Origin of the sequence: Curtobacterium sp. 8I-2, from assembly GCF_902506155.1 — a bacterium.
In the GTDB taxonomy this organism is placed as follows: Bacteria; Actinomycetota; Actinomycetes; order Actinomycetales; family Microbacteriaceae; genus Curtobacterium; species Curtobacterium poinsettiae.
This window is the reverse complement of the sequence record NZ_LR732826.1, coordinates 256391-269990: the sequence shown is the minus strand read 5'-3', so window position 1 is coordinate 269990 and position 13600 is coordinate 256391. Positions and strand designations below refer to the sequence as shown.

Genomic DNA, 13600 nt, shown 5'->3' with positions numbered 1-13600 from the left:
ACCTTCTCGAAGGAGAGAACATGAGCGACAGCATCGGCGTCGCCGTCATCGGCGCGGGCATGGCGGGCAAGGCCCACATGGCTGCGTGGCGGAACGCACCCTCCCTCTTCACCTCGACGCTGCCGCCGATCCGGCTCGTCTCGGTCGGCGACGTGTACGAGCCCCTCGCCGCCGAGGCCGCACGGCGCTTCGGCTACGAGCGGCACGACACCGACTGGCGGGCCATCGCGGCAGCGGACGACATCGACGTGGTGAGCGTCGTCGTCGCGAACACGCTGCACCGCGAGATCGTCGAGGGGCTGCTCGCCGCCGGCAAGCACGTGCTGTGCGAGAAGCCGCTGTCCGACTCGCTCGACGACGCCCGCGCCATGGCGTCCGCCGCTGCCGAGGCCGAGCAGCGCGGAGTCCTCGGCCGCATCGGTTTCACCTACCGTCGCGCTCCCGGGCTCGCGGCCATCAAGGAGCTCGTCGAGGACGGCACGCTCGGCCGGGTCCTGCACGTCTCGGGTCGGTACTGGACCGACTACGGCGCCTCGCCCGACGTCCCGTTCTCGTGGCGCTTCGCGGGGGAGCCCGGGTCCGGGGCGCTCGCCGACGTCGGCTCGCACCTGTCCTACGTCGCCGAGTTCCTCGCCGGACCGGTCCGGAGCGTCAGCGGTGGGACGTTCACCACGTCGATCACCGAGCGACCCGTGGCCGCCGGACACGCCCTGCGGGGGCAGGCGGTCCCGCTCACCGGTGCGACCGCGGCTGTCGGGAACGACGACTACGCCACGTTCAGTGCACGCTTCGGTGACGGCACGGTCGTCGGGTCGCTCGAGGCCTCCCGCGTCGCGGCCGGGCATCCGAACGGACTCGTCATCGAGGTGTTCTGCGAGCGCGGGGCCGCCCGGTGGGACCAGGAGCGCGCCTCCGAGATCGGCCTCGCGCTGCAGTCCGACGGCTCGCGTACGGGCGGGTACCGCCAGGTCGTGCTCGGCCCGGACCACCCCTACGTCGCGGGCGGCATGGCGATGGACGCCCCGGGCGTCGGTTGGGGGCAGAACCAGATGTTCGAGTACCAGGCGCGGGCGTTCCTCGACGAGGTCGCCGGGCTGTCCGGCGACGTACCCGACGCCCTGCCCGCGAACGCCACGTTCGACGACGGCGTGCACAACATGGAGGTCCTCGACGCGGTGGCACGGTCCGCCGCGGCCGGGGGTGCGTCCGTCGACGTGGCCGACGCCGTCGTCCCGACCACGGAGGGTGTCCGCGCATGAAGCTCGGTCTCTACAACGCGATCCTGCACGACCGCCCCCTCACCGACGCACTCCGGGTCATCGCGGCCAACGGCCTGACCGGCATCGAGCTGAACACCGGCGGCTTCCTGCCCCCGGTGCACGTGCCAGACATCGACGCGATCCTGGTCGACGACGCAGCCCGTGACGCCTTCCTCGCGCAGTTCGAGGACACCGGCGTCTCGATCGCCAGCCTCAACTGCAACGGCAACCCGTTGCACCCCGACCCCGCGATCGGTCCCGCCCACGCCGAGGACGTCCGACGCAGCATCCGCCTCGCCGCCCGCCTCGGACAGGACCGCGTCGTCACGATGTCCGGCCTGCCGGCGGGGGAGCCCGGCGGGACGCGGCCGAACTGGATCGTGAACGCGTGGAACTCGGCCGCGCTCGACGTCCTCGAACACCAGTGGAGCGTCGCGGTGCCGTTCTGGCAGGAGGTCGACGCCCTGGCCCGGGAGCACGGCGTGAAGGTCGCGCTCGAGCTGCACCCGCAGAACCTGGTGTTCAACCCGGCGACGATCCGCGAGCTCGTCGAACGCGGCGGGCTGACGAACGTGGGGGTCGAGCTCGACGCTTCACACCTGTTCTGGCAGCAGATGGACCCGGTGGCGGTCGCCCGCGACCTCGGCCCGCTGGTGTTCCACGCCGCCGCGAAGGACGTCCGGATCAACCCGCACGCGGCGATCAACGGCGTGCTCGACAACTCGTTCCGCCGGTTGTCGACCGACGAGCCACGCACGAACCTGGGCGGCGACGAGTGGGCGAACGAGTGGCCGAAGCCGTCGGCGTGGGACTTCGTCGCGCTCGGCAAGGGCCACGACGAGGTGTACTGGACGACGTTCCTCGAGGCCCTGCGCGCGATCGACCCGGACATGTGGGTGAACATCGAGCACGAGGACACCGAGCTCGGGCGCGAAGAAGGCGTCGCGGTCGCCGCGCGCGTGCTGCGCGCCGCGGACGCGGCACTGCCGCGCCGGGCCTGACCGTCCGGCGGCCGACCCGCACACCGCCTGGAGGCCCGTGAGCCGTTCCGCGCACGGGGTGACGGATCCGCTCGTGGTGCGCAGTGCCTCCCGGCCGCACCCTGCGCGGATCGGCCACCGGTGCGCGGAACGACCAGTCGGTGCACCCGTTCCGGGTGCTGTCATCGGGCCGGGGTAGCATGCACGACACCTGTCCTGTGACGATGGAGCCCTGCGTGCCGGAACCGACCGACCCCGCCTTCCCGCTCGAACACGTGCGATCGGTGGGCGACGACATCGTGGCCTCCGTCGCCACGGTGATCGACGGCAAGACGGAAGCCATCCGAACTGCCCTGACGGTGATGCTCGCCGAGGGGCACCTGCTCGTCGAGGACGTCCCCGGGGTCGGCAAGACCGTGCTCGCCAAGGCGCTCGGCGCCTCGGTTGGCGGGTCGGTGAACCGCATCCAGTTCACCTCGGACATGCTGCCGTCCGACGTCACGGGCGTGAACATCTTCGACCAGTCGTCCGGCACCTTCCGGTTCTCGCCCGGCCCGGTGTTCGCGAACGTCGTCATCGGCGACGAGATCAACCGCACCAGCCCGAAGACCCAGTCGGCCCTGCTCGAGGCGATGGCCGAGTCGCAGGTCACCGTCGACGGCGTGACGCGGCAGCTGGACCGTCCGTTCATGATCGTCGCGACGCAGAACCCCATCGACATGGAGGGCACGTACCCGTTGCCCGAAGCCCAGCGCGACCGCTTCATGGCGCGCATCGCGATGGGCTACCCGAGCGTCGACGCCGAACGGCAGATGCTCGCGAACCGCGGCGGCAGCGACCCGCTGTCGCGCCTGCGGCCGATCGTCGACGTCACCACCCTGCGGCAGATCATCGAGACCGTGGCCCACGTGCACATCGCCCCCGACGTCGAGGCGTACATCATCGCGATCGTCCGGTCGACGCGCACGCACCCCGACCTGGTGCTCGGTGCGAGCCCCCGTGCGACCCTGCACCTGGCGCAGGCCGCGCGTGCACACGCTGCGTTGGCCGGCCGGTCGTTCGTCACCCCCGACGACGTCGCAGCGCTCGCCCCGATCGTCCTCGCACACCGGCTCGTGCCGGTCGCCCGGGGGCTCGGCGGCACCGGCGAGGACACCGTGCGCGAGATCGTCGTCCGCATCGTCTCGGACACCGCCATCCCGTTCACGGCCACCCCCGTCCGCTCCTGATGGCGCGTCCACCGGCACCGCCGTCGCTGCTGCGACGCGTCGGTGCCGCGCGGTCCACGGCCGCCCGGTTCGGTCGCCGCGGGCTCTCGTTGGCACGCCGGACCCCGTTCCCGCGTCCGACGGTCCGCGGCTGGACGGTCATCGCGGTCGGCATCGGCCTGGTCGGCGGCGGCCTGGTCGGCTCCACGAGCGTCGCGGTCACGGCAGGGCTCCTACTGCTCGTGCTCGTCGTGCTCGGCATCGTCATGGCGTTCGTGGTCGCGACCCCGCTGCGAGGCAGCCGCAGCACCGCCCGGGCGATCGTGCAGGTGGGCGAGGTCTACCGCGAACGCATCACCCTGGGCGGCACCAGCCTGCCGTTCGGCCCGCGGGCGACGCTGCTCGTCCGCGAACAGCTCGAGGACGCCTTCGCCAGCCTGGCCGAGGCGGAGACCTACGCCGAGGTCGGACCTGGCCTGCCGCCGGCGGTGCTCGACGTCGAAGCGCTCGCGATGCACCGCGGCCGCTCGCTGGTCGGGCCCGTCACGATCCGGGTCGAGGACCCCTTCGGCCTGCTCCGGATCGACCGTCCCGTCGTCGCGGCCGAAGAGATCGTCGTCGTGCCGGCCTCGGCGCCGCTTGGTGCGATCGACGCCGGAGCGCTCGCCGGTGCCGTCTCCGCCGACGAGGGCCGGGTCGGACAGGGCGGTTCGGCCGACGACAGCGAACTCCGTCCGTACCGACCGGGTGACCCGATCCGCCGGGTGCACTGGGCCCAGAGTGCGCGCCGCGGGGAACTCCACGTCCGCCAGACCACGCAGGCCCAGCCGCCCGAGGCCGTGATCGCGCTCGACGTCCGGCGCGAGTCCTACCAGCGCCTCGGTCGGGAAGACCTCGCCGAGCTCTCCGACCTGGGCGGCGACCAGGCCTTCGAGCACGCCGTGGTGGTGGCCGCCAGTGTCGCCCGCGCGCTCGCCGCCCGGACCTCCCGCGTCGTGCTCGTGTTCGACGGCCCCGAAGGCGCGACCCGGCACGCGGGCGACGTCGGCGGGCTCACCGACGTGCTCGTCGGGCTCGCCGACGTCCGGCTCCGCTCCGATGCGCGACAGGTGACCGACGTCCTGCCCGAGGTCCGCGGCCGCGACGTGCACGGGATGACCGCCGTCGTGACCGGTACCTGCACCGCGGAGGAAGCCGCCGAGCTCGTCAGTGCGACGAGTGGGTCGAGCCGCGGCATCCTGGCGACCATCGTGCCGCCGGACCCTGCCGTCCGGGGCATCCTCGACCGCGGCGGCTGGCGGACCCTCGTGGTGCCGGTCGCCGGTGCGACTCCGTCCGGAGCAGCACGGTGACCGGGGCGACCGCACCGGTGCGTGGCCGCGTGGACGTGCGCGAGATCCTGGAGCGGGACGACCTGCGTGACGTCCCGAGCGCCTGGGTCGTCGCCCTCGCGCCGGTGCCCGTGCTCCTCGCCGCCCTCGCCATCCGGCCGCTCGTGCAGGGCATCGCCTGGTGGGTGTCCGGTGTCGTCGTCGTCGCCGTGCTCGTCGCGGTGATGCTCGCGGTGCGCCGGCAGACGCCCGGCATCCGCTTCGTCGTCCTGGTCGGCACGGTCATCGCCTGCTCGTGCGCCGCCGCCCTGGTCAACGACATCCAGCCGCTCGGGTGGCTCGACGCCGACGGGGCCCTCGGGCAGACGCTCGCCGCGATCCGCCTCAACCCGGCACCCCTGCCACAGACCGACGCGATCCGGCTCGTGGTCACGGCGTCGATCGGGTGGGTGGCGGCGGTCGCACTGTTCCTCGCCGCCATCGCGCGGATCCCGTCGCTCGCCGCGGCCCCGGCCCTGGTGATCCTGATCGTGCCGGGCGTCATCACCGGCCAGCCCGCCGGCACCCCGCTCGTCATCGCCACGTCGGTGGCGTTCCTTGCCCTGCTGTGGTTGTCGGTGCGCCCCGTGCAGCGCGCACTGCCCGCCGCCGTCGTCGGTGCCATCGGGCTCGTCGTCGCCATCGGACTGCCGACGATCGTGCCGCTCAACGCCAGCTGGCTGTCCGGTGTCACCGGTGCGATCCAGTCCCCGATCCAGCCCGGACGGCCCGGCACGCTGCTCGAACTCGGCAACGACCTGCGCCGCCCGAGCGAGCTCGAGGTCTTCCGGTACCGCTCGTCGGACGGGCAGCCCGAGTACCTCAAGCTCGCCGACCTGGACGAGTTCGGCACGGGGGACTGGGTGCCGACCGTGACGAACGCGGCCGAAGCCGACACCGCCGACGAACAGCAGTGGGCCGAGGGCGTCAACCCGCGCCTGGCGAGCCGCGGCGACGTGACGGTCCGTATCACCGGGCTGTCGAGCACCTACCTGCCGGTGCCGTCAGGTGCGGTCTCGATCGAGTCGCAGTCCACCAACCTCGACCTGTCGCAGTGGCGCTGGATGGGGAACTCGAGCACCGTCCGGTCGACCGGCGCCGCGACGGCCCGGGGTGCGATGTACGAGGCGTACGGCGCCTCGACCTTCGCCAACGACTACCTCGACGCGGTCGCCGCCTCGGGGGTGCTCGCGCGCTCCGACGGCCGTGGCTTCCGGGAGCCCAGCCGCGAGCAGCTCCGCACCGACCTCGCCCTGCCCGACGACCTGCCGGCGAACATCTCGTCCACCGCCACCCGTGTCGCCGCAGCCGCGACCGACGACTACGGCCGGGCACGGGCGCTCGAGCAGTGGTTCCGCAGCGACCTGTTCACGTACTCCGAGACCGCTCCGGTGGAGCAGGGCTACGACGGTGACAGCATGGACGTCGTCTCGACGTTCCTGCGCGTCCGCGACGGGTACTGCGTGCACTTCTCGTCCGCGATGGCCGTGATGGCCCGGACGCTCGGCATCCCCTCGCGCATCGCGGTGGGGTACCGGGCCGGGTCGCCGCAGCCCGACGGCGAGTACGCGGTGTCGAACCGGCAGCTGCACTCGTGGCCCGAGCTGTACATCAAGGGCGCCGGCTGGGTCGCGTTCGAGCCGACGCCCGACTCCGACGAGGCCGCTCCGTCCGAAGAACCCTCGGCCTCCCCGACGGCAGCGGCGCCGGAGACCCCGCTGCCGGCGCCCGAGCAGACCACCCCGGCGGAAGAGTCGGCGTCGTCGACTCCGTCGGAGTCCCCGGTTCCGGGTGCTGCGGGTGCGTCCAGCACCGGCGGCGGCGGTGGCCCCGTCGGTCTGCTGGTGGGCCTGTTGCTCGTGCTCGCGGTCCTGGTCGCCCCGGGCTTCGTGCGTGCCGTTCGTCGCCGCTCCCGGCTGTCGGCGATCGCCGCCGGTCGGTCACCTGCCGTGCAGGCGTGGCGGGAACTGCTCGACGACGTCGCCGACCACGGGTACGCCCCGGGCCTCGCGCCGCCGGGTGACGCCGCCGCCGTGGCCCGGACTGCCCGAGCCGTGCTCGGACGCCTGCGGCCCGGACTGCCCGCGTCGGTCGTGCCGCACCTGGAGGCCGCCGTCGACGCGGTCGACCGTGAGCGCTTCGCCGCCGACGGGGCCGCATCGGTGGACGGTGCGGCGCTGGGCAGCCACGTCCGACAGGCCCGTGTCGCCCTCGACGAGTCGGTGCCGAGCGTGCGCGTCGTGCGGTCGCGGCTGCTGCCGCCGAGCCTGTTGCCGTCCTCGGCCTGGTCCCACGACGGGCCGAAGCCCCGCCGTCGGGATCGTCGCACGGCCTGACGCCGGCGCGGGCGCGTGGTGCGAACCTCGCACGGTGCGGGGTTCGTCGGGCGCTGCGGGGTTGGTCGGGTGGTGCGTGGTTGGTGGCTCGGTGCGGGGCTGTAGGCGTGCACGGGGCGGTCGAGCGGGCACGGGGTCGCGAACCTCGCACGGTGCGGGCTCCGTTGGGCGATGGCCCGGCGGATGTTGCACGGTGCGGGGTTGGTCGGGTGGTGCGTGGTTGGTGGCTCGGTGCGGGGCTGTAGGCGTGCACGGGGCGGTCGAGCGGGCACGGGGTCGCGAACCTCGCACGGTGCGGGCTCCGTTGGGCGATGGCTCGGCGGATGTTGCACGGTGCGGGGTTGGTCGGGTGGTGCGTGGTTGGTGGCTCGGTGCGGGGCTGTAGGCGTGCACGGGGCGGTCGAGCGGGCACGGGGTCGCGAACCTCGCACGGTGCGAAGCCCCGACCGCCGAGCCCGACCGCCACGCCCGCCCGCGGGCCGCGGCAGCGTCAACGCCGGCGGATGACCGCCTCGAGCAGGGTCGCGACCAGCTCGCCCGGGTTGACCCCCGGCAGCGCCGGCGCGTCGAACACCAGGCCGACGTTCGCCGCGATGAGCACGTTTGCGAGCTCCTCCGGCGTCATGCCCACGTCGACCTCGGGGTGGCCACCGAGCCACAGCCGCACCAGTTCGAGCACGCCGTCCTGCAGCACCCGGCGCTGCCGGATGAACTCGGGCAGGAACTCCGGGTGCCGGACGGCGTACCCGCGGAACGTCGACAGGAGCGCGAACTGTTCGCTCTGGTCGTTCTGACCGAACGCGACGCGCAGGACGTTCCCGACGTCGACGGAGTCGATGTCAGCGTGCACGAGTTGCCGCAGGGAGCCGAGCACCACGTTGGTGGACCGCTGCATGACCTGTCCGAGCAGGTCTTCCTTCGACGAGAAGTTCGAGTAGACCGCACCCTTGCTGAACCCGGCGCGCGCAGCGACCTCGTCGAGCCGGGCGCCGTGGACCCCCTGTTCGGCGAAGACGGCCGCACCGGCGGCGAGCAGGCGCTCTCGGACCTCAGCGCGCGGGATGCGCTGGGCGGGGGAAGCGTCGTCGCTCATCGGTTGGTGCTCCGACCTGTGCTGGTGGTCGTCGGGGAGAACATCGTGGAGGAGACCTGCCGCGCCGCGCGTCTGATCCCGCGCGGCATCAGCGAAGCCCCCATCCCCACGTCTGCTCGGAACCGCCGCGTTCGGGTCGCGTCGGTGCTGTGCGGACAGCGTTCACCGGGATCGCACCGGCAGAACCACCAGGACGATACCCGGCGGTACTGATCGTACCGTCGCGGAGCCGCGGATGACAGCCCCTCAGTCCTCGTGCTCTTCCCGGACGCTGCCGGCACCGGTCCGACGCCCCGGTCGACGGAGCAGTCGGAGCGCGTCCGGTCGCAGGCTCCGACCGCGCCGGAGCAGCGAACCCAGGGTCGACTTCGGCTGCCAGTCACGACCGTTCGGCAGTCCCCAGCCGCGGCGGACCGCGCCCCAGCGGAGCCCGAGCGACAGGGTGATCGCGAGCAGGATGCCGATCGAGGGTGACCCGAGGGCCGAGGCGATCACCATCGTGGCCGACGCGGCGACGGCCACGGTGGCGTACAGCGCGTTCCCGCCGAACACCGCCGGCACCCGTCGCAGCAGCAGGTCGCGCATGGCCCCGCCACCGACCGCCGTGATGGTCCCCATGATGATCGCGGCGGGCCAGTCGAGGCCGGCGTCGTAGGTCCGCTGCACGCCGACGACCGCCCAGAACCCGATCACGGCGGCGTCGAGCACGGTGAACAGGCGGTCCCAGGTGATCTCGGAGAACGACACGAGGAACGCGATGAGCGCCCCGGCGACGGCGACCGGCACGTACAGCGGGTCGACCAGTGCGACGGGCGGCCCGTTCTGCAGCAGGGTGTCGCGGAGCATCCCGCCACCGAGTCCGGAGACGAACCCGACGACCAGGAACCCGAACAGGTCGAAGTCCATCGCGCGGGCGATGGAGCCGCCGAGCAGGGCGGACGCGAAGACCCCGGCGAGGTCGAGCACGTTCGTGACCGACGCCAGGCCGTCGACGGACAGCAGGTTCATGAGAACCATCAAACATCACGTCGCACGACTGGCGGGCCGATCCGCGGTTAGGTTAGCCTCACCTTCGTCATGCTCGCCACTCTCGTCATCGGTCTCCGTGAAGGCCTCGAAGCCACGCTCATCGTCGGCATCATCGCCGCGTTCCTGCGTCGCAACCGCGTCCCGCTCGCCCCGATGTGGTCGGGCGTCGGGCTCGCGGTGCTGCTCAGCATCGCCGTCGGCTTCGGGCTGCAGGCCGTCGAGCAGGCGCTGCCGCAGGCGCAGCAGGAGGGCATGGAGGCGGTCATCGGCATCGTCGCCGTCGTCTTCGTCACGGGCATGATCGTCTGGATGCGCACGCACGCGCGCACCCTGACCGCCGACCTCGAAGCGAGTGCGACCGCCGCGCTCGGCCGCGGCACCGCCTGGGCGCTCGCCGGCATGGCGTTCCTCGCCGTCCTGAAGGAGGGCTTCGAGACCTCGGTGTTCCTCCTCGCCACGTTCCAGGCGTCGTCGGACACCGGCCTCGCCGCGCTCGGCGCCGTGATCGGCATCGCCGCCGCGGTCGTCGTCGGCTTCGGCATCTACACCGGTGGCGTCCGCCTCAACCTGTCGCGGTTCTTCACCGGCACCGGGGTCTTCCTGGTCTTCGTCGCCGGCGGCCTGGTGCTGACCGTCCTCCGCCGCGCGCACGAGGCCGGCTGGATCGTCATCGGCCAGCAGCGCACCGTCGACCTGTCGTGGCTCGCCCCGAACGGTTCGGTGCAGGGCGCCCTGGTCACCGGCGTGCTCGGCATCCCGCCGGACCCACGGGTCATCGAGGTGCTCGGCTGGGTCCTCTACGTCGTCCCGGTACTGGCCCTGACCCTGTGGCCGCGCGCCTGGCGTCCGTCGCCGGACCGCGTGCCCCGGGTGCGCGCCGTCGTGGCCGGCACCCTCGCCGTGGCGGCAGCGGCGCTCGCGATCGCCGTGCCGACCGGCGGCGTCGACCTGCCCCGCACCACCGCGGTCAGCGGCGACGCCAGCTCCGTCTCCGCCAGCGTCGACGGTGCGTCCGGCGTCCTCCGTGTGGCCGGCACCGGAACCGGCCAGGAGGCCCGACTCGCCCTGCCGACGTCGGCCCACCGCCGCGTCACCCGCGCGGGCGTGGCCGCCGACCGGTGGCGCGTCGTGCAGGACGGAACCGGTGCGCAGGGGAGTGGTGCCGACCGTCCGTCGAGGCTGACCCTCGACGACCTCGTCACACTGTTCGGCCGATTGCCCGTCGGGGTCTCCCCGTCGACGAACCCCGGCCCGTTCGCGGCCCGCTGGGCCGTCCGCGACACCGTGACCCTGTGGACGGTCCGGGGTGGGGTCCTGGACGCCACCCGCGACGAACGCGACGTGCTGACGCTGAGCGGTGGGGGCCTCCCATCCGCACGCACCACGACCCTGGACCGCACCGTCTGGTCCGTCCCCGACGCCCGCGTCGAGCGGTCGGCCGCCTCGGTGGCCGCGGCCGACGCCCGGTCAGCCGACCTGCTGCTCTGGAAGGCCTGGCTGCCGATCGCCCTCGGCATCGCGGCCGCCGCACAGGCGCTGCTGGCCCTGCGTGACCGCCGCCGTCGGCGGCTCCCCACGACCCGCACCCCCGAACCCGTCCCCGCTCGTGGCCCTCCGGCCGCGGACCCTGCAAGGAGCACCGACCATGTCCTTCGGTAAGCCCGTCCGACCCCTGATCACCCTGGGCGCCCTCGGCGTCGTCACCGCCCTCGCACTCTCCGGATGCTCCGGCGGGTCCGCCGAGACCGGCGGCTCCGGCAGCGACGCGAAGGTCTCCCGCGTCACCGTCACGCTCACCAACGACGGGCAGGACGCCTGCGCGGTGTCCGCGACGAAGGTCCCCGCGGGCCCCGTCACGTTCACGGTGAAGAACGAGTCGTCGACCGCGATCACCGAGGTCGAGCTGCTGCAGGACCAGCGGATCCTCGGCGAGAAGGAGAACCTGGCACCCGGCCTCGACGCCGTCCGGTTCACCGCCACGCTGACCGGCGGGAAGTACCAGGTGTACTGCCCCGGTGCCGAGACCGAGCTGACGGACTTCACCGTCACCGGCAAGGCCGCGTCCACCGCGAACAGCAGCGCCTCGACGCTGCTCCGTGACGGGACGAAGGGCTACGCGACCTACGTCGACGGCCAGGTGACCGACATGGTCGCCGCGGTCGAGCAGCTGCAGAAGCACATCGACGCCGGCGACCTCGACGCGGCGAAGACCGACTACGCGAACGCCCGTCCGTTCTACGAGCACGTCGAGAGCGACGTCGACGGCTTCGTCAAGAAGGGCTTCAAGGCCACCGACAACGCGGGCAACCTCGACTACCTCATCGACATGCGCGCCTCGAACCTCGACCCGGCCGTCGGCTGGAGCGGGTTCCACGCCGTCGAGAAGGACCTGTTCCAGGCGGGGAAGATCACCGCGTCGACGAAGCAGACCGCCGCGGACCTGACCGAGGACGTCCAGCTGCTCGCGAAGCTCGTGCCGACGCTCGACTACAAGCCGGAGGACCTGGCCAACGGCGCCGCCGGGCTGCTCGAAGAGGTGCAGTCGAACAAGATCACCGGCGAGGAAGAGGCGTACAGCCACATCGACCTGGTCGACCTCGCCGCCAACGTCGAGGGTGCCCGCCAGGCCTTCGCGTACCTCAAGCCGGGGCTGACCAAGCTCGACCCGACCTTGACGAAGCAGATCGCGAAGCAGTTCGACGCCACGAACACGCTGATGGACGGCTACCGCGACGCCGACGACCTGGGCGGCTTCGCCAGCTGGGACGCCGCCACCAAGAAGTCCGACGCGAACACGATCTCGCAGCAGATCCAGGCGCTGCAGGACCCGCTGTCCCGCCTGGCCGAGAAGGTCGCGACCGCGTGACCGAGCTGGACGAAGGACCCCGGGCGGACGAGGCACCCCGGGCGAACGTCTCGCGCCGCGGACTGTTCGGCGCCGGCCTGGCCGTGGCCGGTGCCGGGGTCGGCGCAGCCGCGGGCATCGGCGGCGCCACCGCGGCGACCGGGGTGAACCCGTTCACGGCGGCGACGAACGGCGACGAGTCGATCGACCTGTCCACGAGCCACCCGTTCTACGCCACCGCGGCACGGCAGCCACAGGGCGGGATCCGCACCACCCCGCAGCGGCACTGCGTCTACATGACGTTCGACCTGTCGACGACCGTGACGACCGAGCTGCAGGTGCTCCTGGCCCGCTGGTCGGCCGCGATCGCCCAGCTGCAGGCCGGCAAGACCGTCGGCAGCGTCGAACCCGCCCACGGCAACGGGGTCGGTGCCGACACGGGCGAGGCGCTCGACCTCGGTCCGGCGTCCCTGACCGTCACGGTGGGGCTCGGCCCGGGCGTCTTCGACGAGCGCTTCGGGCTGGCCGACCGGCGTCCGGCGTCGCTCGCCGACATCCCGACGCTGCCGAGCGACAACCTGCAGCGGGGCCTGACCGGCGGCGACCTGTCGCTGCAGGCCTGCGCGGACGACCCCCAGGTGGCGTACCACGCGGTGCGCGACCTGGCGCGGATGGCCCGCGGCACCGCGACCGTCCGCTGGACCGTGCTCGGCTTCGGTCGGGCATCGGCCGGGCCGGACCAGAGCACGCCCCGCAACCTGATGGGGTTCAAGGACGGCACCCGGAACATCACGACCGACGCCGACCACGACCGGTTCGTCTGGCTCGACCGCGACGCCGGGTGGATGGCCGGGGGCAGCTACCAGGTGGTGCGGAAGATCCGGATGAACATCGAGACCTGGGACGCCGACGTCGTCAGCGACCAGCAGCGGGTGTTCGGGCGGACGAAGATCCAGGGGGCACCGCTCTCCGGCGGACAGGAACACACCACCCCGGACTTCCACGCGAAGGACGATGACGGTGCGACGAAGATCGACGCGACGTCGCACATCGCCCTCGCCGCACACGAGGCGAACGGCGGCGTGAAGATCCTGCGCCGGCCGTACAACTACACCGACGGGCTCAACGAGTACGGCCAGCTCGACGCCGGGCTGCTGTTCATCGCCTACGTGAACGACCCGGACCACTTCACGCGGTTGCAGCGGAAGCTCGGCGCCTCGGACCGGCTGAACGAGTACGTCTCGCACATCGGCTCCGCGGTGTTCGCCGTGCCGCCGGCACCGCGCAAGGGGTCGTACATCGCCGAGCAGCTGTTCCGCTGAGCTGAGTCGCCGACACGACCCACCGACGCAGAAGGGGTGGGCGCCCTCCGCCGTTTCCCTGGAGGCGGAGGACGCCCGCGTCGCGGAGTCTTGTCGAACGGAACCACCGCCGACTTGCTGAAAGCGACCCGGCACGACGCGTCGCGGTGCGACAACCC

10 protein-coding genes are annotated in these 13600 nt (G+C 72.7%); 8 read left to right on the top strand and 2 right to left on the bottom strand.

All coding sequences use genetic code 11. The features are described from left to right. The first annotated feature begins 20 nt into the window (after nucleotides 1-20). The 5 genes from BOSE127_RS01330 (at nucleotide 21) to BOSE127_RS01310 (ending at nucleotide 7153) form a co-directional block, all read left to right on the top strand. Nucleotides 21-1259: a Gfo/Idh/MocA family protein gene (locus BOSE127_RS01330; RefSeq protein ID WP_159556027.1), complete on the top strand. Its 1239-nt coding sequence runs from the start codon at nucleotides 21-23 to the stop codon at nucleotides 1257-1259. Beyond that, nucleotides 1256-2260: a sugar phosphate isomerase/epimerase family protein gene (locus BOSE127_RS01325; RefSeq protein WP_159556026.1), complete on the top strand. Its 1005-nt coding sequence runs from the start codon at nucleotides 1256-1258 to the stop codon at nucleotides 2258-2260. Before BOSE127_RS01330 ends, BOSE127_RS01325 begins: the two co-directional genes overlap by 4 nt. Before the next feature lie 203 nt (nucleotides 2261-2463). Beyond that, on the top strand, nucleotides 2464-3468 hold the full coding sequence (locus BOSE127_RS01320) for an AAA family ATPase (RefSeq protein WP_236559494.1): 1005 nt from the start codon (nucleotides 2464-2466) through the stop codon (nucleotides 3466-3468). Then, nucleotides 3468-4799, top strand: a complete 1332-nt coding sequence (locus tag BOSE127_RS01315; RefSeq protein ID WP_017888339.1) for a DUF58 domain-containing protein — start codon at nucleotides 3468-3470, stop codon at nucleotides 4797-4799. The genes BOSE127_RS01320 and BOSE127_RS01315 overlap by 1 nt, the downstream gene beginning before the upstream one ends. Continuing rightward, nucleotides 4796-7153, top strand: coding sequence for a transglutaminaseTgpA domain-containing protein (locus BOSE127_RS01310; protein WP_159556024.1), 2358 nt, complete (start codon nucleotides 4796-4798; stop codon nucleotides 7151-7153). The genes BOSE127_RS01315 and BOSE127_RS01310 overlap by 4 nt, the downstream gene beginning before the upstream one ends. A 490-nt stretch (nucleotides 7154-7643) precedes the next feature. Here the strand turns inward: BOSE127_RS01310 and BOSE127_RS01305 are convergent, their stop codons facing one another. Further along, entirely contained in the window at nucleotides 7644-8246 is a 603-nt protein-coding gene (locus BOSE127_RS01305; RefSeq protein ID WP_017888341.1) for a TetR/AcrR family transcriptional regulator, read from the bottom strand. Nucleotides 8247-8492: 246 nt separating this feature from the next. Continuing rightward, nucleotides 8493-9254, bottom strand: a complete 762-nt coding sequence (locus tag BOSE127_RS01300; protein WP_056070282.1) for a trimeric intracellular cation channel family protein — start codon at nucleotides 9252-9254, stop codon at nucleotides 8493-8495. A gap of 69 nt (nucleotides 9255-9323) precedes the next feature. Here BOSE127_RS01300 and efeU point away from each other — a divergent pair, with 69 nt between their 5' ends. From efeU to BOSE127_RS01285, 3 genes are read left to right on the top strand one after another with little or no spacing between them, the layout of a single operon-like run. Then, nucleotides 9324-10934, top strand: a complete 1611-nt coding sequence (efeU, locus tag BOSE127_RS01295) for an iron uptake transporter permease EfeU (protein ID WP_201300412.1) — start codon at nucleotides 9324-9326, stop codon at nucleotides 10932-10934. Continuing rightward, entirely contained in the window at nucleotides 10921-12141 is a 1221-nt protein-coding gene (gene efeO / locus BOSE127_RS01290; protein WP_159556023.1) for an iron uptake system protein EfeO, read from the top strand. Before efeU ends, efeO begins: the two co-directional genes overlap by 14 nt. Further along, nucleotides 12138-13442 (top strand): Dyp-type peroxidase, encoded by a 1305-nt coding sequence (locus BOSE127_RS01285; protein ID WP_140448851.1) that lies wholly within the window; start codon nucleotides 12138-12140, stop codon nucleotides 13440-13442. Before efeO ends, BOSE127_RS01285 begins: the two co-directional genes overlap by 4 nt. The last annotated feature ends 158 nt before the right edge of the window (nucleotides 13443-13600 follow it).

Excerpts from the sequence above, each read along its gene's own strand:
- BOSE127_RS01330 (WP_159556027.1), top strand. The coding sequence starts at position 21 with ATGAGCGACAGCATCGGCGTCGCCGTCATCGGCGCGGGCATGGCGGGC.
- BOSE127_RS01325 (WP_159556026.1), top strand. The coding sequence starts at position 1,256 with ATGAAGCTCGGTCTCTACAACGCGATCCTGCACGACCGCCCCCTCACC.
- BOSE127_RS01320 (WP_236559494.1), top strand. The coding sequence starts at position 2,464 with ATGGAGCCCTGCGTGCCGGAACCGACCGACCCCGCCTTCCCGCTCGAA.
- BOSE127_RS01315 (WP_017888339.1), top strand. The coding sequence starts at position 3,468 with ATGGCGCGTCCACCGGCACCGCCGTCGCTGCTGCGACGCGTCGGTGCC.
- BOSE127_RS01305 (WP_017888341.1), bottom strand. The coding sequence starts at position 8,246 with ATGAGCGACGACGCTTCCCCCGCCCAGCGCATCCCGCGCGCTGAGGTC.
- BOSE127_RS01300 (WP_056070282.1), bottom strand. The coding sequence starts at position 9,254 with ATGAACCTGCTGTCCGTCGACGGCCTGGCGTCGGTCACGAACGTGCTC.
- efeU (WP_201300412.1), top strand. The coding sequence starts at position 9,324 with ATGCTCGCCACTCTCGTCATCGGTCTCCGTGAAGGCCTCGAAGCCACG.
- efeO (WP_159556023.1), top strand. The coding sequence starts at position 10,921 with ATGTCCTTCGGTAAGCCCGTCCGACCCCTGATCACCCTGGGCGCCCTC.